Source organism: Elioraea thermophila (ex Habib et al. 2022), assembly GCF_003336755.1.
Classification (GTDB): Bacteria; Pseudomonadota; Alphaproteobacteria; order Acetobacterales; family Acetobacteraceae; genus Elioraea; species Elioraea thermophila.
The window spans coordinates 1-25,577 of record NZ_QMDI01000013.1 but is presented as its reverse complement, the minus strand read 5'-3'; the positions used below and the strand labels follow the sequence as shown (position 1 = coordinate 25,577).

Annotated in this window: 19 protein-coding genes and 1 pseudogene; 3 read left to right on the top strand and 17 right to left on the bottom strand. The window is 70.3% G+C overall.

Annotated features, from left to right (window positions below):
- Together DWB05_RS13700 and recG are read right to left on the bottom strand one after the other, a co-directional pair.
- Positions 1 to 954, bottom strand: a complete 954-nt coding sequence (locus DWB05_RS13700; RefSeq protein WP_198669183.1) for an ABC transporter ATP-binding protein — start codon at positions 952 to 954, stop codon at positions 1 to 3.
- Between the two features lie 109 nt (positions 955 to 1,063).
- Positions 1,064 to 3,148 carry an ATP-dependent DNA helicase RecG gene (recG, locus tag DWB05_RS13695; protein WP_114377781.1) on the bottom strand — a complete coding sequence of 695 codons (2,085 nt, stop codon included), beginning with the start codon at positions 3,146 to 3,148 and terminating at the stop codon, positions 1,064 to 1,066.
- A 100-nt stretch (positions 3,149 to 3,248) separates the two neighbouring features.
- Here recG and DWB05_RS13690 point away from each other — a divergent pair, with 100 nt between their 5' ends.
- The gene (locus tag DWB05_RS13690) at positions 3,249 to 3,518 is read left to right on the top strand and encodes an FAD assembly factor SdhE (protein WP_114377780.1); all 270 of its coding nucleotides are present in this window, start codon (positions 3,249 to 3,251) and stop codon (positions 3,516 to 3,518) included.
- A complete protein-coding gene (mfd, locus tag DWB05_RS13685; protein ID WP_114377779.1) occupies positions 3,511 to 6,972 on the top strand; it encodes a transcription-repair coupling factor in 3,462 nt (1,153 codons plus the stop codon). The genes DWB05_RS13690 and mfd overlap by 8 nt, the downstream gene beginning before the upstream one ends.
- 1,146 nt (positions 6,973 to 8,118) lie before the next feature.
- Here mfd and DWB05_RS13680 read toward each other — a convergent pair.
- From DWB05_RS13680 to DWB05_RS13615, 14 genes are all read right to left on the bottom strand, one after another.
- Complete coding sequence (locus DWB05_RS13680) at positions 8,119 to 8,820, bottom strand: ABC transporter ATP-binding protein (protein WP_114377778.1); 702 nt, start codon at positions 8,818 to 8,820, stop codon at positions 8,119 to 8,121.
- On the bottom strand, positions 8,820 to 9,575 hold the full coding sequence (locus tag DWB05_RS13675) for an ABC transporter ATP-binding protein (protein WP_114377777.1): 756 nt from the start codon (positions 9,573 to 9,575) through the stop codon (positions 8,820 to 8,822). Before DWB05_RS13675 ends, DWB05_RS13680 begins: the two co-directional genes overlap by 1 nt.
- On the bottom strand, positions 9,568 to 10,542 hold the full coding sequence (locus DWB05_RS13670; RefSeq protein ID WP_114377776.1) for a branched-chain amino acid ABC transporter permease: 975 nt from the start codon (positions 10,540 to 10,542) through the stop codon (positions 9,568 to 9,570). Before DWB05_RS13670 ends, DWB05_RS13675 begins: the two co-directional genes overlap by 8 nt.
- A complete protein-coding gene (locus DWB05_RS13665) occupies positions 10,535 to 11,449 on the bottom strand; it encodes a branched-chain amino acid ABC transporter permease (protein ID WP_114377775.1) in 915 nt (304 codons plus the stop codon). Before DWB05_RS13665 ends, DWB05_RS13670 begins: the two co-directional genes overlap by 8 nt.
- A gap of 22 nt (positions 11,450 to 11,471) precedes the next feature.
- Positions 11,472 to 12,659, bottom strand: coding sequence for an ABC transporter substrate-binding protein (locus DWB05_RS13660; protein ID WP_114377774.1), 1,188 nt, complete (start codon positions 12,657 to 12,659; stop codon positions 11,472 to 11,474).
- 217 nt (positions 12,660 to 12,876) lie between these two features.
- Complete coding sequence (locus DWB05_RS13655) at positions 12,877 to 13,413, bottom strand: 3-hydroxyanthranilate 3,4-dioxygenase (protein WP_114377773.1); 537 nt, start codon at positions 13,411 to 13,413, stop codon at positions 12,877 to 12,879.
- Between the two features lie 11 nt (positions 13,414 to 13,424).
- Positions 13,425 to 14,411, bottom strand: a complete 987-nt coding sequence (locus DWB05_RS13650) for a dihydrodipicolinate synthase family protein (protein WP_114377772.1) — start codon at positions 14,409 to 14,411, stop codon at positions 13,425 to 13,427.
- Positions 14,408 to 16,639 carry a xanthine dehydrogenase family protein molybdopterin-binding subunit gene (locus DWB05_RS13645; protein WP_157967213.1) on the bottom strand — a complete coding sequence of 744 codons (2,232 nt, stop codon included), beginning with the start codon at positions 16,637 to 16,639 and terminating at the stop codon, positions 14,408 to 14,410. The genes DWB05_RS13650 and DWB05_RS13645 overlap by 4 nt, the downstream gene beginning before the upstream one ends.
- 439 nt (positions 16,640 to 17,078) lie before the next feature.
- Positions 17,079 to 17,474 carry a RidA family protein gene (locus DWB05_RS13640; protein WP_114377770.1) on the bottom strand — a complete coding sequence of 132 codons (396 nt, stop codon included), beginning with the start codon at positions 17,472 to 17,474 and terminating at the stop codon, positions 17,079 to 17,081.
- Positions 17,471 to 17,929: an acyl-CoA thioesterase gene (locus tag DWB05_RS13635; RefSeq protein WP_114377769.1), complete on the bottom strand. Its 459-nt coding sequence runs from the start codon at positions 17,927 to 17,929 to the stop codon at positions 17,471 to 17,473. The genes DWB05_RS13640 and DWB05_RS13635 overlap by 4 nt, the downstream gene beginning before the upstream one ends.
- Complete coding sequence (locus DWB05_RS13630) at positions 17,926 to 19,578, bottom strand: AMP-binding protein (protein WP_114377768.1); 1,653 nt, start codon at positions 19,576 to 19,578, stop codon at positions 17,926 to 17,928. The genes DWB05_RS13635 and DWB05_RS13630 overlap by 4 nt, the downstream gene beginning before the upstream one ends.
- Positions 19,575 to 20,747, bottom strand: coding sequence for an acyl-CoA dehydrogenase family protein (locus DWB05_RS13625; protein ID WP_114377767.1), 1,173 nt, complete (start codon positions 20,745 to 20,747; stop codon positions 19,575 to 19,577). Before DWB05_RS13625 ends, DWB05_RS13630 begins: the two co-directional genes overlap by 4 nt.
- Positions 20,747 to 21,565, bottom strand: a complete 819-nt coding sequence (locus DWB05_RS13620) for an enoyl-CoA hydratase family protein (protein WP_114377766.1) — start codon at positions 21,563 to 21,565, stop codon at positions 20,747 to 20,749. The genes DWB05_RS13625 and DWB05_RS13620 overlap by 1 nt, the downstream gene beginning before the upstream one ends.
- Positions 21,562 to 22,269 carry an SDR family NAD(P)-dependent oxidoreductase gene (locus DWB05_RS13615; RefSeq protein WP_232818554.1) on the bottom strand — a complete coding sequence of 236 codons (708 nt, stop codon included), beginning with the start codon at positions 22,267 to 22,269 and terminating at the stop codon, positions 21,562 to 21,564. The genes DWB05_RS13620 and DWB05_RS13615 overlap by 4 nt, the downstream gene beginning before the upstream one ends.
- 97 nt (positions 22,270 to 22,366) lie before the next feature.
- Between DWB05_RS13615 and DWB05_RS13610 the strand changes: the two genes are divergently transcribed.
- Positions 22,367 to 24,694 (top strand): bifunctional salicylyl-CoA 5-hydroxylase/oxidoreductase, encoded by a 2,328-nt coding sequence (locus DWB05_RS13610; protein WP_114377764.1) that lies wholly within the window; start codon positions 22,367 to 22,369, stop codon positions 24,692 to 24,694.
- 132 nt (positions 24,695 to 24,826) lie between these two features.
- Here DWB05_RS13610 and DWB05_RS13605 read toward each other — a convergent pair.
- Positions 24,827 to 25,577: pseudogene (locus DWB05_RS13605) on the bottom strand (hypothetical protein); the annotation flags it as partial.

The following is a 25,577-nucleotide window of genomic DNA, read 5'->3' as shown; positions in this document are numbered from 1 at the left end:
TCAGGCGGCCTCCTTCAGGGTGAGATCGCGGAACACCTCATCGAGACGCCCCCGCTCGACGAACAGCTCGCGCGGTGCAACACCGGCCGCGGCCAGCGCGTCGCGCACGGCACCCTCGATGGGGTGCCCGTCGCGCGGCAGGGCGGAGAGGGCGACGAACCCCGTGCCGACGCGCGCCGAGCGTTCCACCGCAGCGACGGACGGCACGGCGCGCAACGCGGCCTCGGCGGCGTCGGCCTCCGTCTCGTGCACCACTACGGTGGTCGCGTTGTGCCAGCGGTTGCGGGCGGCGAGTTCGGCCGGTGTGGCGTCGGCGACGATGCGCCCGCGCGCGATCACCACCGCCCGCGTGCAGATCGCCTCCACCTCCTCGAGGATGTGGGTGGAGATGATGATCGCCTTCTCGGGCGCCATGGTGGTGATGAGCCGCCGAACCTCGGCCTTCTGGTTCGGGTCGAGCCCGTCGGTCGGCTCATCCAGGATCAGCACCTCGGGGTCGTGCAGCAGCGCCTGGGCGAGCCCGACGCGGCGCTTGAAACCCTTGGAGAGCGCCTCGATCGGATAGAACAGCACGTCGCCCAGGGTGGCGAGCCGCACCGCGCGCTCGACGCGGGCCCGCCGTTCCCGCCCGTCGAAGCCGCGCACGGCGGCGATCCAGTCGAGGAAGGCGGCGACCGTCATGTCGGGGTAGGTCGGCGCCCCCTCCGGCAGGTAGCCGAGCACGCGCTTCACGGCGAGCGGCTCCTCCAGCACGTCGTGGCCGCAGAGCCGGGCGGTGCCGCGGGTGGGGAGCAGATAACCCGCGAGCATCTTCATCGTGGTCGATTTGCCCGCGCCGTTCGGGCCGAGGAAGCCGAGCACCTCGCCGCGCGCGACGGCAAGCGACACCTGATCCACCGCCGTGACGGGGCCGAAGCGTTTGACGAGCCCCAGAGCCTCGATCATCGCCGCCATCGTCCCGCCATCCTCGCGCGTGCGGCGCGGGATGTAGCGGAAATGCTTCGCCGATCAAGGCATCGCTTCCGCGAGGTCTGCCCCGCGCTGCTCACGCCTGCGCCAGGGCTCAGCCGGCGCGGAAGGTGGGAATCGCCGCCTCGCGTTCGAACAGATGCAAAAGGAGCCGCACCGCCCGCCCGCGCGGCGAGGCGAGTTCGGGGTCGCGCGCGAGCAGCAGCGCGGCGTCGTCGCGGGCGAGGGGGATCAGGTCGGCATGGGCGGGGAGTTCGGCCAGGCGGAATTGCGGAAGCCCCGACTGGCGCACACCGAGCGGGTCGCCACCGCCGCGCAACTCGAGGTCGGCCTCGGCGATGGCGAAACCGTCGTCCGTCTCGCACAGTGTGGCGATGCGCCGGCGCGCCATCTCGCTCGCGCCATCGTCATAGACCAGGATGGCGTAGGAGGCTTCGCGCCCGCGCCCGACCCGGCCACGCAACTGATGGAGCTGGGCGAGGCCGAAGCGCTCGGCCTGCTCGATGACGATCACGCTCGCCTCCGGCACGTCGACGCCGACCTCGATCACCGTGGTGGCGACGAGGAGGCCGATGCGGCCAGCGGCGAAGTCGGCCATCGCGGCGTCGCGCGCCTTGGCGCCCAGCTTGCCGTGGACGAGGCCGACCCGCCCGGGAAACCGCTTCGCCAGCGCCGCGGCGCGGGCTTCGGCGGCGGCGAGGTCGGCCGACTCGCTCTCCGACACGAGGGGGCAGACCCAATAGACGCGCGCCCCGGCGGCGAGCTTGCGGCCGACCGCCGCCACCACCTCGTCCAGCTTGGAGGCGGGCTTGGCCAGCGTGGTGACGGGGCGGCGGCCGGGCGGGCGACCGGCGAGGCGGCTCACGTCCATGTCGCCCCAGGCGGTGAGCAGCAGGGTGCGCGGGATCGGGGTCGCGGTCATCACCAGCACGTCGACCTCGCCCCCTTTGGCCTGCAGCAGGAGGCGCTGATGGACGCCGAAGCGATGCTGCTCGTCGATCACCGCGAGCGCGAGGTCGCGGAAGCGCACGTCCTCCTGGAACAGCGCATGGGTACCGATGGCGATCCCCGCCGTGCCGGAGGCGAGGGCGGCGAGGGCGGCCTGTCGCGCCTTGCCGGTCTCGCGGCCTGTCAGCAGGACGGTCGTCACCCCGGCGGCGGCGGCGAGCCGCCCGATGGTGGCCGCGTGTTGGCGGGCGAGCAGGTCGGTCGGCGCCATCAGGCAGGCCTGCGCCCCCGCCTCCACCGCGCGCAGCATGGCGAGCGTGGCGACGATGGTCTTGCCGGCGCCGACGTCGCCCTGCAGCAGGCGGAGCATCCGGTTCGGCGCGGCGAGGTCGGCGTCGATCTCGGCCAGCGCCTTTTCCTGGGAGGGGGTGAGGGGGTGGCCGAAGGCGGCCAGGGCCTTGGCGCGCAAGGCATCGTCTCCGCCGAGGGGGCGGCCGCGCAGGGTGCGGAACCGCCGGCGCGACAGGGCGAGCGCCACCTGTTGGGCGAGGAGTTCGTCGTAGGCGAGGCGCTGGCGTGCGGCGGCGAGGGGGGCAAGGTCGGCCTCGTTTGCCGGGGCGTGCGCCGCCGCGATCGCCTCCCGCCAGGAGGGCCAGCCGCGGCGGGAAAGAAGTGCGGGGTCGACCCATTCCGGCAGCTCCGGCACCCGTGCCAGCGCGGCGGCGACGGCGCGTCGCACCTCCCACGGCGCCAGCCCCGCCGTCAGGCGATAGACCGGCTCGACCTCGGGGAGCTCCGCTTCCCGCTCGGGCGGCAGGATGAAGTCCGGGTGCGGCATGACGAGTCGCCCGCGATCGAGCCGGATTTCGCCCGAAAGGAGCCGGCGCGCGCCGAGCGGCAGCAGCCCCGCCCTGGCGGCCCCTTTGCCGAACAGGAGCACGTCGAGCTCCCCCGTCCCGTCGCTCACCGTGATCACCCAAGGTGCGGCCGGGCTGCGCGGCTCCCGCCGCCGCTCCACCGTCACCTCGAGGGTCGCCACTTGGCTGGGCGTGCAGGCGGCGATGGGAGGGCGCAGCCGGCGGTCGATCAGCCGATCGGGGAGGTGGAAGAGGAGGTCGAGCACCCGCGCCCCGCCCGCCGCCCGGGCGAGCAGGGTCTCGCGCCGCGCCCCGACCCCCGGCAGGGACGAGAGGGCGGCGAACAGGGGCAGGAGCGTGTCGGGGCGGCTCACGGGCTGACAGGACCGACGGCCGGTGTATATGACAGCGCGAGGGGAGGGGCCGAAAGCCCGCTCCCCCGCTCGTCGTTGCCTCGGACCGCGCGCTTGCCCGATGGATCCAAGACGCAAACGCCTGCTCTTTCGCGCCCGCCACCGCGGCACGCGCGAGACGGATGCGCTGATCGGCGGTTTCGTCGCCGAGACGATCGCGACGATGGACGAGGCGGCGCTCGAGGAGCTGGAGACCGTGCTCGACCTTCCCGACCCCGACCTGTTCGACTGGCTGACGGGCCGCCGCCCGCCGCCCGCCGAGCACGACGGCCCGGTGCTGCGGGCCATGCTCGCCTGGGCGGAGGCACGACGGATGGGCGCGCATGGCTGAGCGACGCATCGTTCTCGCAGGCGCACCGGATGGTTTCGACGCCGCACTGATCGCGCGGGCACGGGCGGAGCACGCCGGGAGCCTGCTGCACGTGTGCCGCGACGATGCGCGGATGAGCCGGCTCGCCGAGGCCTTGGCCTTCTTCGCGCCCGAGGCGGAGGTGCTGCAGTTCCCGGCCTGGGACTGTCTGCCCTATGACCGGGTAGGGCCGAACCCGGAAATCACCGCGCGGCGGATCGATACGCTGACCCGGCTGCTCGTTCCACCCGCCGCGCCGCGCATCGTGCTGACCACGGTGAACGCGCTCGTGCAGCGCGTGCCGGCACCCGAAGTGTTCCGCGACGCGGTGCTGACGGTGACGAAGGGCGCGCGCCTTCCGCTCGACCGCATCGTCGCCTTCCTCGAGGCGAACGGCTATGGCCGCGCCAACACCGTGATCGAGCCCGGCGAATACGCCGTGCGCGGCGGCCTGATCGACCTTTTCCCCGCCGGGCGCGAGGAGCCGGTTCGCATCGACCTCTTCGGCGACGAGGTGGAGGAGATCCGCAGTTTCGACCCGCTCTCGCAACGCTCCACGGGCGTACTTCCCCGGGTCGATCTCAAGCCCGTCTCCGAAGTCTTCCTCGACGACGCCTCGGTCGCCCGCTTCCGCACCGCCTATCGCGAGCTGTTCGGTGCGGCGGCGGACGACCCGCTCTACGAGGCGGTCTCGGCCCGGCGGCGCTTCCAGGGCATGGAGCATTGGTTGCCCATCTTTCATGAGCACCTTGCCACCTTGCTCGATTATTTGCCCGATTGCCGGGTCGGGCTCGACCACGAGGCGGAGGCGGTGCTCGAGACGCGGCTCGAGATGATCGCGGATCATTACGCCGCGCGCCGAAACCCCGACCTGCGCCGCCTCAGCGAAGGGGAGCTTCCCTACAACCCGCTGCCGCCCGAGCGTCTTTATCTCGATCGCGCCGGGTGGGAGGCGATGCTGGAGAGGGCGCAGGTGGTGCAGTTCGCGCCCTTCGCCAAGCCGGAAGGATCCGGGCCCGAGGTGGTGGAGGGCGGAGGCCGGCCGGGGCGCCAATTTGCGGAGGTTCGGGCGCGGGGCGAGAACGTGTTCGATGCGCTGGCCGAACATGCCGATGCGCTGATCGGGCAGGGGCACCGGGTGATCGTCGCCGCCTGGACCCCCGGGTCGCGCGAGCGGCTGCGCGCCCTGCTCGCCGAACACGGCGCGGCGACGGCGGAGCCGGTGGAGACGTTCGCGCAGGCGCAGGCCCTGCCGCGGGGCGTGATCGCGCTCGCGGTGCTCGGCCTCGAACGCGGCTTCCTCGCGCCGGGGCTCGCCGTCATCGCCGAACAGGACATCCTCGGCGAGCGGATCTCGCGCCCGCCGAAGCGACGCAAGCGGGCGGATCAGTTCATCGCCGAAGCGACCGAGCTCGCGGAGGGCGATCTCGTCGTGCACGCCGATCACGGCATCGGTCGCTACGAGGGCCTCGTGACGCTCGAGGTGCAGGGCGCGGCGCACGACTGCCTGAAGATCGTCTACGACGGCGGCGACAAACTGTTCGTTCCCGTCGAGAACATCGAAGTGCTGTCGCGCTACGGCGAGGGCGAGGGGGTCGCGCTCGACAAGCTCGGCAGCACGTCGTGGCAGAACCGCAAGGCGCGGATGAAGGCGCGCATCCGCGACATGGCGGCGGAGCTGCTGAAAGTGGCCGCCGCGCGCCGCCTGAAGGATGCACCCACGCTGCTTCCGCCCGAGGGGCTGTGGGACGAGTTCTGCGCCCGCTTCCCGTATGCCGAGACCGAAGACCAGGCGCGCGCCATCGCCGACGTGCTGGAGGACTTCGCCTCCGGCCGGCCGATGGATCGCCTGATTTGCGGCGATGTCGGCTTCGGCAAGACGGAGGTCGCGCTGCGCGCCGCCTTCGTCGCCGCGATGTCGGGCGTGCAGGTCGCCGTCGTCGTTCCCACCACGCTGCTCGCGCGCCAGCACTACCGCACCTTCGCCGACCGCTTCCGCGGCTTCCCCGTGCGGGTCGCGCAACTCTCGCGTCTCGTCTCCGCCAAGGAGGCGTCGGAGGTGAAGCGCGGCCTGGCGGACGGGTCGGTGAACATCGTCGTCGGCACGCACGCCCTGCTCGCCAAGGGGATCGAATTCGCCGACCTCGGCCTGTTGATCATCGACGAGGAGCAGCACTTCGGTGTGGCGCACAAGGAGCGGCTGAAGCAGCTGCGCGCCGAGGTGCACGTGCTCACCCTCACCGCGACCCCGATCCCGCGCACGCTCCAACTCGCGCTGACGGGCGTGCGCGAGATGAGCCTGATCGCCACCCCGCCCGTCGATCGCCTTGCCGTACGCACCTTCATCCTCCCCTTCGACCCGGTGGTGCTGCGCGAGGCTTTGATGCGCGAGCGGTTCCGTGGTGGGCAGGTGTTCTGGGTGGTGCCGCGCATCGAGGACCTGCCGAAGGTGCGCGAGCGCATCGCCGAATTGGCACCCGAACTGAAGGTGGTGGAGGCACACGGCCGGCTTGCGGCCTCCGAGCTCGAACGCGTCATGACCGCGTTCCAGGACGGGCAGTATGACGTGCTCCTCTCCACCAACATCATCGAATCGGGGCTTGATCTGCCGGCGGTGAACACGATCGTCATTCATCGTGCCGACATGTTCGGCCTCGCCCAACTCTATCAGCTGCGCGGTCGTGTCGGGCGCGGAAAGTTGCGCGGCTATGCCTATCTCACCATCCCGGCCGACCGCAAGCTCACCCCCACCGCGCAGAAGCGGCTCGAGGTGATGCAGGCGCTCGACACGCTGGGGGCTGGTTTCACGCTCGCCTCGCATGATCTCGACCTGCGCGGGGCGGGCAATCTGCTCGGTGAGGAGCAGTCGGGCCACATCCGCGAGGTCGGCATCGAGCTCTACCAGCAGATGCTGGAGGAGGCGGTGGCCGAGCTGAAGTCGGGCGAGGGCAGGGCGGCCGAGAGCGACCGCGACTGGACGCCGCAGATCAACCTCGGCCTGCCGGTGCTGATCCCCGAGAGCTATGTGCGCGACCTGCCCGTCCGCCTTGGGCTCTACCGCCGCATCGGCGCGCTCGCCTCCGATGCGGAGAGCGAGGCGCTCGCGGCCGAACTCGTCGATCGTTTCGGCCCGCTGCCGGTCGAAGTGGAGAACCTTCTGGCCGTGATGGGCATCAAGCGCCTCTGCCGCGAGGCGGGCGTTGAGAAGCTGGATGCCGGGCCGAAGGGCCTGGTGATCCAGTTCCGCGGCAACACGTTCCGCGACCCCGTGGGCCTCGTCGGCTGGATCCAGAAGCAAGCCGGCCTCGCCAAGCTACGCCCCGATCATCGGCTGTTCGTCGCGCGCGACCTGACGGACGTTTCTGCCCGGGTCCGGCTTGCCCGCGAGGTGCTGGGGGCGCTCGCGGCGATGGGCGTGCGGGCGAAGGCAGCGTGAAACGAGTCCGGCCCCGACCGACGGGGTGGTCGGCGAGGCGGTCTGCCAGTGCTGTCGGCACGGGACGAGACACGTGTGCTTGCAACCGCTGGTCTCCGCTTCGCCGATCCTGTCCGACCCGGAGTGGTCAGCGCAAAATCACCTCTCCTGAAGATGAGCGGAAGGAAAGCTCTTCGCCTGCATGATGGGGCTGGCCACCCCTCACCGTGCTTTGGGGTCAGGCGGGGCCGTCGTCCCGTCGGGCATGAGCGGGCGCGTCGCCAGGTTCGCGGTCCGCACCTCGCGCGTCGGTCGAAGGTCGACAAGGAGGCTTGGGTTTGAACCGCTCCTGTTCATCGACCTTGAGCATGATGATCCGCCCGGACGCTGACTTGCCGAGCGCGACCCTCGGCGCCTTGTCACCCCACCCATGCCACTGAGAACCGGAGCGCCAAGCTGCGCTGCGGCGTCGCGGCCCGCGGCCCGGTACGCAACGGCAGGACCGCAACCAGGCGCCTGTTCCTGGCCAGGGCGGCGACCACGGGGCCACAGGAGGGGGCCACGCGCGGAGACCGGTTCGCCAACCTCATCGTCGAACGCTTCACAGGGGCCCTGGCCTTGCGACAACATGCCCGATCGGAAACGACATGCAGGACGGTCCGAACGGATTTCGGCCTCCAAGACCACCGCGAGGAGCGCATATTCGATGATCCGCCGCTGCTCCGGGCCGGCAGCGGAGGACGTGCCCTTCGACCGCTTCGGACTGCGCGGCTCGACCGAGCCGATGCGGGGCCGGCCTCCTGCTTCCGAAACGTTCGCGAACGACAATTTTCCCTTCGATCACCGCGTGCGGTCGCAGGTCAGGACGCGGGATCGTTCGACACCCCATCCCCTGCAGCGGATCAGCGGGACGACCGCGCAGAGCCGAAGACCCGTCCGACCGAGAGACCCCTTCGCCTCACTTCACCCGATGCCACTGCCGGAGACGCCGGTTGAAACGGTCGGAAGCGAAAGCTCTCTGCGCCGCGCAAGGCTCGCCCTGATCGGACTGCGCGTCGGGTTCACCATTCCTTTGCTCGACTTGCGACGCAAGCCATGGAGACGTGGGTCATGGGGTGCTTCCGCGCATGCGCGGGGGAGACGGCTGGTGCGCCAGCGTGCGGCGGCTCAAACGCCGATCCAGCCCTTCACGCGTTCGGACTCCGCCTTCAGCTCTGCGGCAGTGCCTGACCACACCGTGCGCCCCTTCTCGAGCACGAAGTGGCGGTCGGCCAATTTCATCAGCGCCGGAAGATTCTTGTCGATCACCAGGATGGCCTGCCCGCGCTCCTTCAGAGTCCTGAGCGTCGCCCAGATCTCGGCGCGGACGACCGGGGCGAGACCTTCCGTCGCCTCGTCGAGGATGAGGAGACGCGGATTGGTCATCAGCGCCCGACCGATCGCGAGCATCTGCTGTTCGCCTCCCGAGAGGGTGCGGGCGAGCTGATCGGCGCGCTCGCGCAGGCGCGGAAACAGCGCGAAGACATCGGCCAGGCGCCACGGTCGGGCGCTGCCCGAGCGATTGGCTGCGGTCGCCTCGAGGTTCTCCCGCACGGTCAGGGTGGGAAACACCTGCCGTCCCTCGGGAACGAGACCGACGCCAAGGCGTGCGATGGCTTCCGGTGGGAGGCCTGCGACATCGCGACCGAGGAACCGCACCCTGCCACCGCGCGGTGGGTTGAGGCCCATGATCGCCCTGACGGTGGTGGTCTTGCCCATACCGTTGCGACCAAGCAACGTGACCACCTCACCCTCGGCGACGGCGAGGTTCACGTCGAACAGCACCTCGCTTCGCCCGTAACCCGCGTGCAGCGAGGATACCTCGAGCATCAGGCCTCCTCCTCGGCCAGATAGGCCTCACGCACGACGGGATCGGCGCGGATCGCCTCCGGCAGCCCCGAAGCGATGCAGCGGCCGGACACCAGCACCGATACCCGATCAGCCAGCGCGAACACCGCGTCCATGTCGTGTTCGACGAGCAGCATGGGAATGCGGCCCTTCAGCCCGCGGAGCACCTCCGTCATGCGCAGGGACTCCGCCGCGCCGAGACCGGCCATCGGCTCGTCGAGCAGCAGCAGCTTGGGGTTGCGCGCGAGCGCGATCGCGAGTTCCAGCTGCTTCCGCTCGCCATGGCTGAGGTCGGAAGCGCGCACGCGCCAACGCTCCTGCGGCAAGCCGACCTCGCCCAGCAGGGCCCGCGCCCGGTCGGTGCGCCGCCGGTCGAGCCGCGCATCGGTCCAGAACCGGAACGAATGCCCCTGCGCCGCCTGCACGGCGAGCGCGACGTTCTCCAGGGTCGTGTCGTCGTCGAGGAGCTGGACGATCTGGAAGGTGCGCGCCAGGCCGCGGCGGACGCGCTCGGCGAAGCTCAGCGCCGTGATGTCGGCGCCGGCGAAGAGGATCCGTCCGGAATCCGGGGTGATCTCGCCGCAGATCTGGCCGATCACCGTGGTCTTGCCGGCACCGTTCGGGCCGATCAGGGCGTGGATTTCGCCCGGCCGCACCTCGAGGTTGAGATCGTCCGTGGCAACAACGCCGCCGAATCGCTTGTGCAGCCCCTGCAGTGCCAGCACCGGCTCAGCCATGACGGAGCCGACCCCGGGCGGGCAGCAGGCTGATCAGCCCCTTGCGTGCGAAGAGCACGATCAGCACCAGGATCGGCCCGAGCACGAACTGCCAGTGTTCGGTCAGGCCCGAGAGCAGGTACTCGAGCCCGACCAGGGCGGCCGAGCCGAGCACGGGCCCGAGGAGCGTGCCCATGCCGCCGAGGATCACCATGATCATCAGTTCGCCCGATTTCGTCCAATGCATCATGTCGGGGCTGACGAAGCGCGCGTAGTTGGCCCACAACGCTCCGGCCGCGGCGCAGCCCATGCCCGAGATGGTGAAGGCGGCGAGCTTGTAGGGATAGGTCGAGATGCCGATCGCCGCCATGCGCCGTTCACTCTGTCGCACCCCTTCGACCACCCTGCCGAAGCGGGAGCGGACGATGCGCCCGAGCAGCCAGAGCCAGACCACCAGGACGCCGAGCGACAGCCAGTACATCGTCGCCGGGTCGCGCAGGTTGAGCCCGAGGAAGGCGTTGGTGCGACGGATCATCAACCCGTCGTCGCCGCCGTAGACCGCGAGCGAGACGAACAGGAAGTACACCATCTGTGCGAAGGCCAGCGTGATCATGATGAACTGCACGCCGGAGGTTCGCAGGGAGAGCGCGCCGATGGCGGCTGCGGCAAGCCCTCCGACGAGGAGTGCGGAGGGAAAGGTGACGAGGAGATCCGCACTGCCCGGAATGATCCCGAGGAAGGGCTCGCCGAGGCGAAAATGCTCCCACAGGATGCCGACGGTGTAGCCGCCAAGCCCGAAATATGCGGCATGCCCGAAGGAGACGAGACCGCCGAACCCGAGAACGAGGTTCAGCGAGGCGGCGGCGATCGCATAGATCGCGATGCGCGTGGCAAGGCCGACGGTAGCCGGCGTGCCGAACGCCTCGGCGACCCAGGGCACCGCCACTGCCACCGCGAGCAGGAGCGGCAGGAGCAGGCGGTCACGCATGTGCGGGGAAGAGGCCGCGCGGCTTCAGAAGCAGCACCAGCGCCATCAGCAGATAGACGCCCATCGACGCGAGGCCCGCGCCGAGCATGTCCGCCTGCGAGGCGTCCATCATCGTCCGCAAAAGGCCCGGCACGTAAGCGCGGAGCATGGTGTCCACGATGCCGACCAGCAGCGCTCCGAACATCGCTCCCCGGATCGAGCCCACCCCGCCGATCACCACCACGACGAAGGTGAGGATGAGGATCTGCTCGCCCATGCCGACGTTCACGGAGTAGACCGGCCCCGCCATGACGCCGGCGAAGCCGGCAAGCAGTGCACCGAGGCCGAAGACGAGCGTGTACAGCAGGCGAATGTCGACCCCGAGCGCGCGCACCATCTCACGATGCGTCGCTCCCGCCCGCACCAGCGCGCCGATGCGCGTCTTCTGGATCAGGAACCACAGGCCGAGCGCAACCAGGAGCCCGAGCACGATGATCAGCAGGCGATACACCGGATAGGGAACGCCAGGGAGGATCTCGACGGCGCCGGCGAGGAACGGCGGCAGGGCGACGAAGATCGGCTGACGGCCGAACAGGATCACCATGCCCTGGTTGAAGAAAAGGATAAGGCCGAAGGTCGCCAGCACCTGGTCGAGATGGTCGCGGGCGTAGAGCCGCCGCAGGACCACGAACTCGATCGCCATGCCGGTGAGCCCGGCTGCGACCAGGCCGCCGAGCAGGGCGAGCAGCACGCTGCCGGTCTCGGCCGCGACGAACGCGGCCGCGAAGGCACCGATCATGTACAGCGAGCCATGGGCGAGATTGATCACGCCCATGATGCCGAAGACGAGCGTCAGCCCGGCCGCCAGAAGGAAGAGGGTGACGCCGAGTTGGATGCCGTTCAGCAGCTGCTCGACCAGCAGCGCCACGCCGTCCCCTCCGGCAACCGGCTCAGATGCGGCACTGGGCCGCGTACGCGTCGCTGTGGTTCTCGAGGATCTTGCGCTTGGTGACGAGGGCGAGCTGGCCCCCGACGCGCTCCACCTTCAGCGCGTACCAGTCCTGGATCGGGTGCTGGTTCGGGCCGAAGCGGAAATTGCCGCGCGTGGAGGGGAAATCGGCTCGCAGCATGGCCGTGCGAAAGGCCTCGGGGTCGCTCACGGAGCCGCCGGTACCGCGCAAGGCGGCACCGATGGCGAGCGCCGTGTCGTAGGCCTGCTGGGCATAGTAGGTCGGCATGCGATTGTATCGACGCCGGAACGCATCGACGAAGCGGCGGCTCTCGGCATTGTCGAAGTCGCTGTTCCAATGGCTCGAAACGTCGACACCTTCCGCCGCATCACCGACCGCCGCCAAGGTCACGACGTCCATCGACGGGGCGGGCAGAACCTGCGGGATCGTGCCGAGAAGCCCGGCCTGAGCGTATTGCCGGATGAAGGCGATGCCGAGGCCCCCCGGGTGGAAATGGTACACCGCATCGGGTCGCGCGGCGCGAATCTGCGCCATCTCTGCGGCGTAGTCGGTCTGATCCAGGCGCGTGTACACCTCGTTGGTGATCGTGCCTCGGAACAGGCGCTTGAATCCGGTGAGGGCGTCGCGCCCGGCCTGGTAGTTCGGCGCCAGGATGAACACCCGCTGATAGCCCATGATGTTGGCCAGCGCGCCGGCCGACTCGTGGAGGTTGTCGTTCTGCCAGGAGACGACGAAGTAGTTGCGTCGGCACTCGCGCCCGGCGAAGTTGGAGGGGCCGGCGTTGCAGGAGACATAGATGCCGTCGGCATCGAGGATGTCAGGCACCACCGCCCCCAGAACGTTCGAGAAGATCACGCCGGTGAAGAGGCGGATCCGCTCGTTGCGGAGGAAGCGCTCGGCGATCTGCTTGCCCTGGGCCGGTCGCAGCGCATCGTCCTCGACCACGAACTGCACCGGCACGTCACCGAGCCGTCCGCCGTTCATTTCCGCCGCCAGTTGCAGCGCGTCGCGCGCATCGGCGCCGAGATAGCCGCCCGGCCCCGACAGGGTGGTGATCACGCCAATCCGCAGCGGCGCACCCTGCGCGATGGCCGGCTTCGGCAAGGGCGAGGCCGCCAGGGCGAGCCCTGCGGCCAGAACCGCACGACGACTGGCAGATATTCTCATCGGTCCGTCTCCCTTCTCCCCGTCGGGCTCGCCACCGGCCCGTCCATAGTGCGTAGCGCACCTCGGCGCTTGGTGAAAAGCCCGGCCGCGCCTTGGTTGGCCGAACGGAGCGCCGCCACGGCGGCGCCGGGCGATCGCGCGGCGAGACCATCGCGCCGGTGCCGCCGACCAGGTCGGCTTGGACCCGCTCGCTTCTCGCGAACCCAGCGCGTCGGCCTCACAGCGTGACCCAGCCCTGAGGTGGTTCCTTGCCCGGGTGCACGGTGCCGCAACGGCGACAGGTCCGCGCCTCGACGCTGGCGTAGAACGCTTCGTAGAGCGGTGGCAGGTCGGCGACGATGTCCTTCAGTTCGACCTCGACGCGATGCACGAGGGCGCCGCAGTTGAAGCAGAACCATTCGAAACCGTCCTTGTCGCCCGGGCGACGCGCGCCTTCCACCACCAGTCCGACGGAACCGGGAACCGGCCGTTGCGGCGAGTGGCGCACATGCGGCGGCAGCAGGAAGACGTCGCCTTCGCGGATGCGGATGTCCTCGATCCTTCCGCGATCGTGCACCTTCAGCACCATGTCGCCCTTGAGCTGGTAGAAGAACTCCTCCGCCGGATCGTCATGGAAATCGACGCGTCGGTTCGGACCGCCAACGACCTGGATCACCATGCCCGATCCCGGAAAGAGCTGCCTGTTGCCGACGGGCGGCTTCAGCAACTCGCGGTTCTCCTCGATCCAGCGGGCGAAGTTGAACGGCGGGATCATGGCGGTCCTCCTCATGATGCGGCGACGTGGACGGCCGGTTTCAGGCCGGAGGCGTCGAAGGCGCGACGCACCGAGTCCCGTTCCGCTGCCGTGAGATCAAGCATGGGCGGGCGAACCGGACCGCCCACCTGGCCCAGCAGCTCCATCCAGCATTTCTGGTGGGCATGGGGCTTGCCGGGAGGGCGAGAGGACTTCAGCGCCCGCCGCACGGGCTCGAGGCTCGCCGAGATCCGCTGCGCCTCGTCGATCCGGCCGGCGAAGGCGGCATCGGTGTAGTCGCGCATGCGCCGATCCTCGGCCGTCTGCAGCAGGAAGGGCGGAGCCGAGCAGAGGTAGAGCCGCCAGCCGAGCTCGATGATGTTGTCGAGCCACTCCTCCTCGCTCGCGGTCGAGACGATCAACGCATCGCCGGCCAGCCGAGTGAGTTCGACGTACATCGCCCGCGGCACGGAGTACTTGATCGCCACCACCGACGGGATCTCGCGCGCGAGGCGGGCGCAGAGCTCCGGTTTCATGAGGTAGCCCGAGTCCGGGTGGGACCACAGGGCGATGCCGATACCCGTGGCATCCGCGATGCGGCGATAATAGGCGCGCAGCGTCTCGTCCTGGTCCTGCACGAAGTGCAGGACGGGAGCGTGAACCACCACCCAGTCCGCTCCCGCCGCCTCGGCATGGCGCGCAAGCTCGATCACCGTGTCCATGTTCTGGTCGGAGGCGGAAAAGATCACCCGCGTGCCCGCCCGCCGGGCCTCCGCGACCGCGATGTCGCACAGGCGCTTCCGTTCCGCGAGCGAAAGGGCGTAGTACTCGCCCTGCTTGCCGGCGACGAACACGCCGTCGATGCCGAGATCGCGGAACCAGTGGCGGAGATTGCGCCGGAACCCCTCCTCGTCGATCGACAGGTCGGCACGGAAGGGGGTCATTGCCGCCGCCCAGATGCCGCGCAGGTGTTCGCGCGCGTAGTCCTTGGCCGTGGCGGGCGTGTAGGGAAGCGTCATGCGCGCGGTCCCTCCCGTGCGAGGCGCCAGATCGTCTCCGGCGTCAGGGGGAGGACGATCTCCTCCGGCAAGTCGCCCAGGGCATCGGCGATGGCGTTCAGCAGCGCGGCCGGCACGCCGATGGTGCCGGCTTCGCCGATACCCTTGGCGCCGAGCGGTGTGTTCGCCGCGCGGCAGGGTTGGCTCGGGCGCGCGAAACCCGCCCTCTCGGGCATATCGAGCGCCCTCGGCAGAAAGTAGTCGAGGAGACTGCCCGTCAGCAGCGTGCCCGCCCCGTCGGTGACGATGCGCTCGCCGAGAACCTCGCCGATGCCCTGCGCGAGCCCGCCCCACATCTGGCCTTCCGCCAGCAGCGGATTGACGATGGTACCCGCATCCTCCGCCCAGGCGAGCTCCTCGATGGTCACGACGCCGGTCTCCCGGTCGATCGCGACGCGGGCGATGACGCAGCCGGCCGACCAGGACTCCGCCGTCGCCGTGTGGCGCGCCTCCGCCTCGAGCGGACCCAGCCTCTCCCAACCGATCCGGCGCTCCGCATCGACGGCGTGCCGGAAGCCGCCGGGAGCAGGCAGGACCTCCTCGCGGGCGGCGTTCAGCAGCCGGGCCGCCACCGAACGGGCCTCGTCCTCGAGGAACGCCACCGCCTGCAGCAGGGCGGCGCCGCCGAGCCCGGTGGAGCGGGAGGCGAGGGCGCCGATCCCTTCCGGCGTCGTATCGGTGTCGTGCAGCAGGACCTCGACCTCGGCAGGGTCCGCGAGCCGCATGGCGTCGGCCACGATCTGCGCCACGGCCGTGGCCCGGCCCTGTCCCTGACTCGTCGAGCCGGTCGCGACGCGGATCCGGCCGTCTGCGGTGATCGCGACGCGGGCGGATTCCCAGCCTCGGCCGCAGGGTTCGACGTAGCAGCCGACGCCGAGACCGACGCACTCGCCGCGGGCCCGCCGCGCTTCGCGTTCGGCGGCGAGGTCCTCCCACGCGCCGCCCGCCACGCTGAGGGCACTGTCGAGCAGGGCGGGATAGTCGCCGCTGTCCAGCACCTCTCCGGTCGGAGTGGAGTGCGGAAGGGCATCGGGGGGAAACAGGTTGCGGCGTCGGATCTCGACCGGGGACAGACCGAGGCGGCGGGCGGCGCGATCCATCAGCCGCTCGAGCAGGATCGCCGCCTCCGGCCGCCCGGCCCCGCGATAGATGCCGATCGCCGGTTCCGGCGTGAAACGCCCCTCGAGGCGCGCCGCAACGCGTGGCACGACGTACGGGCCGGGCAGACAGCGCGCCGCGTTGCGTGCCGGCACGGCCGCCGAGGAGGTGAGGCGTGCCCCCAGCGGGGCGGAGATCGTCGCCGAGAGGAAGCGGGCCCGGCCGTCGGCGGCGAAGCCCAGGCGGCCGAAGACGGAAAGCCCGCGCCCGCGCGGGGCGGAGAGGAACTCCTCGCTGCGCGACGCTACCCAGCGGACGGGTCGCGCGAGACGCCACGCCGCCATCGCCACCGCGGCCTCTTCCGGCGTGATCGAGGCTTTGGCCCCGAAGGAGCCTCCGACATCGCCGCCCGCCACGTGGATCGCGCCGGGATCGAGGCCGAGGACCGCGGCGAGATCCGTCCGGGCGCGATGCGGCGTCTGCGACGAGAGGTGCACGCGCAGCCGCCCGCCGTCCGGGACCGCGAGCACGGCACGCGGTTCGAGCGCCGCCGGGGCGAGCCTCGCGTGGCGGATCGTTGCGGTGACGACGACCGGCGTCGCTTCCGCCACGTCCTCGGCACCGAAGGTCCAGGCGAAGGCGGGGTCGGCGGCCGTCTCCTGCAGCGGTTCGAGATCGAGCTCGATGGCCTCCGCGGCGTCGTCGGCGATCGCCTCCGTCTCTGCCACGATCAGCGCCACCGCGGCACCGCAAAAAGGCACCTCCGGCCCGGCGAGCGGCGCGAAGCGCGCCGACGGCAGTCCGGCGAGGACGGCGTTCACGGCCGGCTGCGCTGCGGGCGGACAATCCCCGGCAGTGAACACCGCCGCCACCCGCGGCATGGCCCGCGCCGCCGACACCTCCAGTCTGCGGATGCGTGCCGGCCCTGCGGGGGCGCGCAGGAAGCGGGCGAAGAGGGTTCCGGGCGGCGGCGGAACATCGGCGGCGAAGCGTCCGCGGCCGGTGAGCAGAACGGCGTCCTCACGCCGCCGCAGCGGGCGGCCGACGAATCGTGCTTCCAAGAGGATCGCGCTGCTGGTGCCTTCCGGCATCCCCCTGCTCCCTCGCGCCATTCCAGCGCCGATCGCTCCATCGCACAATCGGCGACGTCTCGATCCCCCGCTGGGCGTTGGCCCTGGACCTTGCCACCTGCCACCAGGCGATGGTCTTCGCGGTGATGAAGGCGGGCTGCTCCGGTCAGACGGCCCGCAGGCTCGGCGGCGGTCCAAGCCCGCGTGGCGGTGCCCTTGCAGGTATGCGCAGCGATTGTCCGCATGTTCCGCCGAACCCCCCGCTGCGGCGGCGTCACGCCGGCGGGCACCACGATGCGTTCCCGGGCGCCGAAGCATTTCGCCGCTCGGCGAAGGGGGCGGGCGAACTGGGGAGGGGCAGGATCAGGGGCGCACGCAGGGGCCACCATTCGTGCCACGGGGACGAGCCGAACCGGCGCCTCGCCGCGCACGAACCCCCGGCCTCGGCCGAACCGACCCGTCAGGACGCGAGCACGGCCGTCGCCTCGATCTCGACCAGCGCCGCCGGCTCGACGAGGGCTGTCACGCCGACCACGGCCATGGTCGGGAAGTGCTTGCCCATCACCCGACGGTAGGCAGGGCCGAGCTCCGGCAGCGATCGCCGATAGAGATCGATGTCCACCACGTACCAGACGAGACGGGCGATGTCCTCGACCGAGCCGCCCGCGCTGCGCACGACGGTGACGACGTTCAGCAGGGCCCGCTCCGTCTGGGCGATGAACCCGTCGGCGAAACGGCCATTCTCGTCCCATCCGACCTGGCCACCGACGAACAGCACGCGCCCGGCGCCGACCATGCCGTTCGCGTAGCCCTTCGGGCGCGGCCAGCCCGCGGGCAGGATGGTCTCGAGGGTCATTGGCCGCACGCCTCCTGGTAGCGGGACAGGGCGGAACGCAAGTCGTCGGGCAGGGGGATCGCACGACCGGTCTCGAGATCCGTGGTTGCGCTGACCAGGGCGAGCCGCACGAGCTCCTTCGCCTCGCGATGCACATGCACGACGAGACGGTAGGATCCGCCGCCCACGCGCGCGACCAGCGGTGTCACCGCCACGGTCTCGCCGAACCGGCCGGGTGCGAAGTAGTCGGCGGCGGCGTGGGCAAGGCCGGTGCCGATGCGCCGCGGACCGTTGAGGGCGGCGAACGGCACGCCGATGTGGTCGAGGAACTCCTCGACGATGCCGTGCGCGATGGCGAACCAGGCGGCGAAGAACACGATCCCCGCCGGGTCGCAGTCGTGAAAGCGGATGCGATAGGGGCGACGGAACGCGCCCGCCGGCAAGGCATCGGGCGGGATCGGCTGCGGCCGGCTCATCGGGCTGCGTCGGACGCTTCCTGCCGGGACGCCAGCGCACGCAGCGCATGACGTTGCAGCTTGCCGGAAGCCGTCTTCGGCAGCGCGCCGAGAAAGACGATGCGCCTCGGATACTTGTAGGGAGCGATCGTGCGCTTGACATGGTCCTGCAGGGCTTCAGCGAGCGCGTCGGAGGGTGCGACGCCCTCGCGCAGCACGACGAAAGCCGTCACGATCTGCCCGCGCTCCGGGTCGGGGGCCCCGACCACCCCGCACTCGCGAACCGCCTCGTGGGTGAGCAGGGCCGCTTCGACCTCCGGCCCCGCGATGTTGTACCCGGCGGAAATGATCATGTCGTCGCTGCGGGCGCGGAAGCGGAACCAACCGTCCTCGGTCCGTTCGAAGGTGTCGCCGGTGATGTTCCAGCCCCAGCGCACGTAGCGATGCTGACGCTCATCCGCGAGGTAGCGGCACCCCGTCGGCCCCTTGACCGCGAGCAGTCCCGCCGTGCCGTCGGGAAGGGGACGACCAGCGTCGTCCAGCACGGCCGCGCGATATCCCGGCACCACCTTGCCGAGAAGGCCCGGCCGGGCCTCGTCCACGCCCGTGGCGATGAAGATGTGCAGCATCTCCGTCGCCCCGATCCCGTCCATCAGCCACAGTCCCGTGGCGTCACGCCAAGCCTCGAGCACGGGCACCGGCAGCGGTTCGCCGGCCGAGACGCAGCGTCGGAGCGTGTGCGGTCGACACTCGGCAGCGAGGCGGGCCATCACGCGATAGGCCGTGGGGGCGGTGAAGCAGACACTCGCGCCGTGCCGGACGATGGCGGCGAACAGCTCTTCCGGTCCGGGCCTCTCCTGCAGCACGACCGCGGCACCGATGCGGAAGGGAAACAACAGCAGCCCGCCGAGCCCGAAGGTGAAGGCGAGGGGAGGCGTGCCGATGAAACGGTCCGCCGCATCCGCACGCAGCACGTGACGCGCATAAGTGTCGCAGATCGCGACGAGGTCGCGATGGAAGTGCACGCAGCCTTTCGGTTCGCCGGTCGTGCCCGAGGTGAAGGCGATGAGGGCGACGTCCTCAGCCGCCGTGTCGCAGGCGGGCATGTCGGGGTCGGCCTCGGCGCAGAGCGTCTCGAGTTGGCCCTCGCCCCACATCGCCACTTCCCGCAGACAGGCGGCATCGGCGGCCAAAAGCTCCGCCGCCAGCCGGGAATCGCACAGGGCGTGGCTGATCTCGGCCTTGCGTAGGATCTGGCCCAGCTCCGTCGCCCGCAAGAGCGGCATGGTCCCCACGGCGATGCCGCCGGCACGCCAGACCGCGAGGTATGCGGCGACCATCCATGGGTCGTTGTAGCCACGCAACAGGACCCGGTTGCCGGGAACGAGGCCGAGACGGTGGACGAGAACGGATGCCAGGCGGTTCACCCGCTCGGCAAGCGCGCCGTAGCTCAACGTAGCCCGGTCGGTGATGATGGCCGTGTGCTCGCGCTTTCCGGCGACGAGAGCCGAATCGAGAAGCGCCCGCGCGACGTTCAGTCGCGCCGGGTAGGCCAGCTCGGGCAGTTCGAACAGGAGCTCCGGCCACGCGGCGCGCGGCGGCAGATTGTCGCGCGCGAAGCGGTCGCGATGGGCGGACGGCTCGTCCGTCTGGCCGGCGAGCCCGGTCATGCGGCGGCAACCCGGGCGGATGGAGCAGCCGCGCGATCGCGCTCCGCCCGCGCGATGACCAGCTTCTGGATTTCGCTCGCGCCTTCGTACACCCTCAATGCGCGCACCTCGCGCCACAGCACCTCGGGCGGGCTCCCTGACACCACGCCCAAACCGCCGTGGAGTTGCACGCAGCGGTCGGCGGCGCGCTGCGCCGCTTCTGTGGCGAAGAGTTTCGCCATGCTCGCCTCGCGGGAGATGCGCTCGGCGCCGCCATCCTTGAGCCAGGCGGCGCGGTAGACAAGCAGGGCTGCGGCGTCGATCTCGGTCGCCATCGAGGCCACCGCGTCCTGCGTCATCTGCTGGTCGAAGAGCGTGCTGCCGAACAGTCGGCGCGACGTCGCCCGCGCCAGCGACAGCGCAAGCGCGCGGCGCGCGAATCCGACGGCGGCGGCACCGACGGTGGGCCGAAAGTGGTCGAGCACCGTCATCGCGATCCGGAACCCTTCGCCGGGCGCGCCGAGGCAGTGATCGCCCGGCACGCGAACATCCTCGAACCGCAGTCGCGCCAGCGGATGGGGGGCGGCGACGGCGATGCGCTCGGCAACGGTCATCCCGGGAGCGGAGCCGGGAACGACGAAGGCCGACAGGCCGCGAGTGCCGGGTCCTTCGCCGGTCCGCGCGACCACGACGTACACGGCGGCGAGCCCGCCATTGCTGATCCAGGTCTTCTCGCCGTTGATCCGCCAGCTGCCATCGCGGTCCCGGCTCGCCGCCGTCGTGATCGCGGCGACATCGGAGCCCGCCTCCGGTTCCGACAGGGCGAAGGCGGCGAGCGCCTCTCCCCGGCGCACGGCGGGCAGGTAGCGCGACTTGAGCGCCGGCGTGCCGAACAGGGTGATCGCGCCCGTACCTAGACCGGCCATGGCGAAGGCGAAGTCGGCAAGTCCGTCGTGGCGGGCGAGAATGTCGCGTGCGAGACAGAGATGGCGCACCGACAATCGCCCGTCCTCCGGTACTGCCGCCCGCAGCAGGCCCGCCTCGCCAAGGGCGCGCGTGAGCTCGATGGTCGCCCGATCGACGTCCTCGTCGTGCGCGGGAAGCTGCCGCACGAAGGCGTCCACCTCGGCCGCCCAGACACGATGCTCGGGGGCGAAAAAGGGCCAGGCGAGGACGTCGCGATCGGCCATCACTCGCCCTCGAAGACGGGCTTGCGCTTCTCGACGAACGCCTCGTACGCGCGCCGAAAGTCGCCCGTCGTCATGCAAAGGGCCTGCGCGACCGCCTCCGCCTCGACCGCCTCCTCCACCCCCATGGCCCACTCCATGCCGAGCATGCGCTTCGTCAGCGCATGCGCGAAGCGCGGCCCGCGGGCGAGGCTGCGCGCCAGCGCCGTCGCTTCCGCGAGAAGCTCCTCCGCCGCGACGAGCCGATTGTGGAAGCCCCAGGCGAGTCCCTCTTCGGCGGTCATGGCGCGACCCGTGAGCAGGAGTTCCGTTGCCCTGCCGTGTCCGATCAGCCTGGGCAGCATGGCGCAGGCGCCCATGTCGCAGCCGGCGAGGCCGACCCGCGTGAACAGGAAGGCGACGGACGCCCGCGGCGTGGCGAGCCTGAGGTCGGAGGCCATGGCGATGATCGCGCCCGCGCCGGCGGCCACACCGTCGATCGCGGCGACGATGGGCTGGCCGCAGCCCCGCATCGCCTTCACGAGCTCCCCCGTCATCGACGTGAAATCGAGAAGGCCGCGGCTGTTGCGACGAAGGAGAGGGCCGATGATCTCGTGGACGTCGCCGCCGGAGCAGAAGTTTCCCCCCGCCCCGGTGATGACGAAGGCGTGGACGCTGTCGTCGGTCGCGGCAAGGCGGAACAGCCGGGCGAGCTCGCGATAGCTCGCGAAGGTGAGGGGATTCTTGCGTTCCGCGCGATCGAGGGTGACGATGCCGACCCCGTCCGAGACCTCGAAACGGAAGTGGCTCGCCCGATACTCGGCGAGTGCGCCTTCGATCACGTCTCTCCCCCGTCGATCGCGATGGCCTTGCCGTTCACCGCCGATGCCTCCTCGGAGCAGAGCCAGAGCACCGCCGCCGCCACCTCCTCGGGGCGGACGAGACGCTTCTGCGGATTGTACGACACGAAGCTTCGTCGCACCTCGTCCGCCGTTTTCCCCGTCGCGACGACGATCCGTTCGATCGATGCCGCCAACAGCGGCGTGTCGGTGAAGCCCGGGCAGATCGCGTTCGCGGTGACGCCGCTTCCGGCGACTTCGACGGCCAAGGCGCGGGCAAGCCCGAGCACGGCGTGTTTGGCTGCGACGTAAGCCGAGACGTAGGGATAGCCCTTCAGCGCAGCGGTCGAGGCGACGAACACGATGCGGCCCTGTCGCGCGGCGAGCATCGGCGGCAGGACCGCACGTGCCACGGCAAACGCGGTGAGGAGGTTTGCCGCCAGCATCCGCTCGACGAGAGCGCGGTCCGTCGCGGCGAAGGGTGCGCTCTCCGCCGCACCGGCGGCGTGCACGACGATGCCGAAGGGCCCTGCCGCGACGATCGTCTCCTCGTCCTGCGCATCGGCGACGAGGCACGCATGCGCCGCGCCCTCTGCCACCGCACGCTGCAACGGTTCAGCGCGACGCCCGAGCACCGTCACCTCCGCCCCGTCGGCGGCGAGCGCCCGCGCACACGCCAGACCGATGCCGCTTCCCCCACCGGTCACCAACGCGCGTGTCCCGGAAAATCTCCCCATACTCACGGAAACTGTAGCCAAGCGCTCGCCGGCCGTGCAACAGTCGGTCGGCGCTGGAGAGGGAAGGATGCGGGTCAGGATCATCGGAGGTGGCCCGGCGGGGCTCTACTTCGCCATCCTGTTCAAGCGCGATTGGCCGAACGCTGACGTGCTGGTCGTCGAGCGCAACGCGCCCGACGACACCTTCGGATTCGGTGTCGTCTTCTCGGATCAGACGCTCGAGACGATCGAGGACGCCGACCCTGAGACTTTCGCCGCGATCGCCCAGGAATTCGCCTGGTGGGACGACATCGCGATCCATTTCAAGGGTGAGGTGTTCAGGATCGGGGGGAACGGCTTCTGCGGCCTGTCCCGTGTTCGCCTCCTGCAAATCCTGCAGCAGCGTGCGAGGCGCCTCGGCGTTCGGCTCGAGTTCAGGCGGGAGGCAAGCCCCGAGGATTTCCCGGATGCCGATCTGATCGTCGCCTCGGACGGGATCAACAGCGCCGTCCGAACCCGGTTTGCGGACCATTTCGAACCGGAAGTCGATCTGCGGCCGAATCGTTTCGCCTGGATGGGGTCGACCCGCAGCTTGGATGCGTTCCACTTCTTCTTCCGCGAAACCGAGTACGGGATCTTCATCGCCCACTGCTACCAGTATGAGGCGAACGCAAGCACCTGGGTGCTGGAGACCGACCCCGAGACCTTCGCGCGTGCCGGCCTGGCGGAGAGCGACGAGGCCGAGAGCGCGAGATTCCTTGAGGGCGTCTTCGCGTTCGAACTCGCTGGTCACCGTCTGCGCACGAACCGTTCGATCTGGCGCCGCTTTCCGATGATCCGCTGCGCGCGCTGGGTGAAGGACAATGTGGTCCTGCTCGGCGACGCGAAGGCGTCGGCGCACTTCTCGATCGGCAGCGGGACCAAGCTCGCCATGGAGGATGCGATCGCACTGCATCGCGCCTTCGCGGCAGGTGGTGGTGTGGCCGCCGCCCTCGCCCGTTTCGAGGAGACGCGACGCGAGGAGGTCGAGAAGACGCAGCACGCAGCCGACGTGTCGCTCGTTTGGTTCGAGCACGTGCGGCGGTTCTGGGGCTTCCGCCCGATCCAGTTCGCGTTCGGATTGATGACGCGGTCGAAGGCGATCACCTATGACAATCTCGAGTTGCGCGCGCCGGATTTCGTACGGCGGGTGCGGGAGGATTTCGGTCGTGCGGCAGGTGGTGACCCGTCGCTTCCGCCGGCGTTCCAGCCCTTCCGGCTGCGCGGGCTGACCCTCGCCAACCGTCTGGTCGTGTCGCCGATGTGCCAATATTCGGCGGTCGATGGCGTGCCCGGGGACTGGCATCTGGTCCACTACGGCGCGCGCGGGATGGGTGGGGCGGGCCTCCTGTTCACCGAGATGACCTGCGTCGCCCCGGACGCCCGCATCACACCCGGCTGTACCGGATTGTGGAATGACGCGCAGGTTGCGGCGTGGCGGCGCATCGTCGCGTTCGTGCACGCGAACGGGACGGCGAAGGTCGCGCTGCAACTCGGGCATGCCGGCCGCAAGGGAGCGACTCGCCTCATGTGGGAGGGCATGGACCGGCCTCTGCCCGAGGGCGGTTGGCCGATCATCGCGCCCTCACCCTTGCCGTACTATCCGGACAGCCAAGTGCCGCGCGAGATGACGCGCGACGACATGGAGCGGGTTCGCGATCAGTTCGTCGCCGCAACACGACGGGCGATCGAGTGTGGCTTCGACCTGCTCGAACTGCACTGCGCACACGGCTACCTGCTCGCCTCCTTCCTCTCGCCGCTCACCAATCGCCGGCGGGACGAGTATGGCGGACCGATCGAGAACCGTGCCCGCTTTCCCCTCGAGGTGTTTCGGGCGATGCGCGCGGTTTGGCCCGAGGAGAAGCCGATGAGCGTACGGATCTCGGCGACCGACTGGGTCGAGGGAGGGATCAGCGATCACGACGTGATCGCCATCGCGCGGCTCTTCGCCGAGGCGGGCTGCGACCTGATCGACGTCTCGACAGGTCAGACGGTACCGGAGGCAAGGCCGAAGTACGGGCGGATGTTCCAGGTGCCGTGGGCGGACATGATCCGCAACGAGGTGGGGCTTGCCACAATGTGCGTCGGCTCCATCACCAGCGTCGATCAGGCCAACACCATCCTCGGTGCGGGGCGGGCGGATCTCGTCGCCTTCGGTCGCCCGCATCTCGCCGAGCCCTCCTTCGTGCTGCGCGGTGCCGCCCAATATGGGCTGATTCTCGATGGTCCGGTTCAGTACGCCCCGGGGCGTGAGGCGCTTGTGCGGAGCCTTGCCCGCGAGATGGAGGAGATCCGGGAACTGCGCCGCCGGGCCAAGCCGAAGCCGCGCGGCCGTGGCTTGGTGTTGCCGCGTACGGCGCCGGAGGCAGCCGAGTAGGCTTCCGAGTCGCTGCGACGCCGGCCGGCCGGCGATCGTCGCCGCAAGCGACGGTGGCGGCGCGGGGTGGGCTCGGGGTCCGACCCGAGCCATGGAGAAGAGGTCTTGCCGAACCGAGAAGCGAAACGGCGATCAGGGCGAAGGGAGAGCGCGGTACCACAAGGCTACACCGAGCCATTCGAAGCGTTGGAAACGCGGCCTACGGCCGCGTGATACGCCTGAAGTCATCGCGTCCAGCCCTCGGGGTGCCCGGCCGTGCCGCTGCGGCGGCGCTGCGGATGCGGCCTCGTCGATTATGGCGGTCAGCGTCTCGTCGAAGGCGCGGCGCCACGCCCGGCCCTTCGCCTCGAGCGCTCGGCGAGTGGCGTTGCAGAGCACCGCTGCCTCCGGCACGCCCCGCGGCACGAGGGCGGTATGTGCGGGGCCGAGATGCTCGCCGCCGAGCATGGGCGAGACAGGGGTCTCCCGCGCCAGCTGGGCGTAGGGGCGCGGGTCGAGGTCGGCGGCGATCCCGATGCACGCCTGCCTCGCGCGACCGTCGCGCCATTCCGCGCGCCACACCGAGAAGTGTCGGCCCCTGGTCTTCCGGTCGTCCATTGCGCCCGCCTTCGCAGGAAGGCATTGGCCGTCGCTGCGCCGGGGCGTCAGCTGGATGTGGCCATGAAGGTTGCGTCGATCGCCCTCCCGCCCCGGCAGGTGAAGCGACCGGTCGGCGGCGCAGCCGTGGCTGCGGGCGATCCATTCCGCCCAATCGCGGAAAAGCACCGCGGCACGCTTGGGCGGCGGTGCGTGGGGAACGGCGATCATACTCGGTGCGCAAAGGGCTGGCTCTTGGGGTTGAGCCGACGCGGTTGGCCGTGATTCATCGTCGGGCATGGCTTCG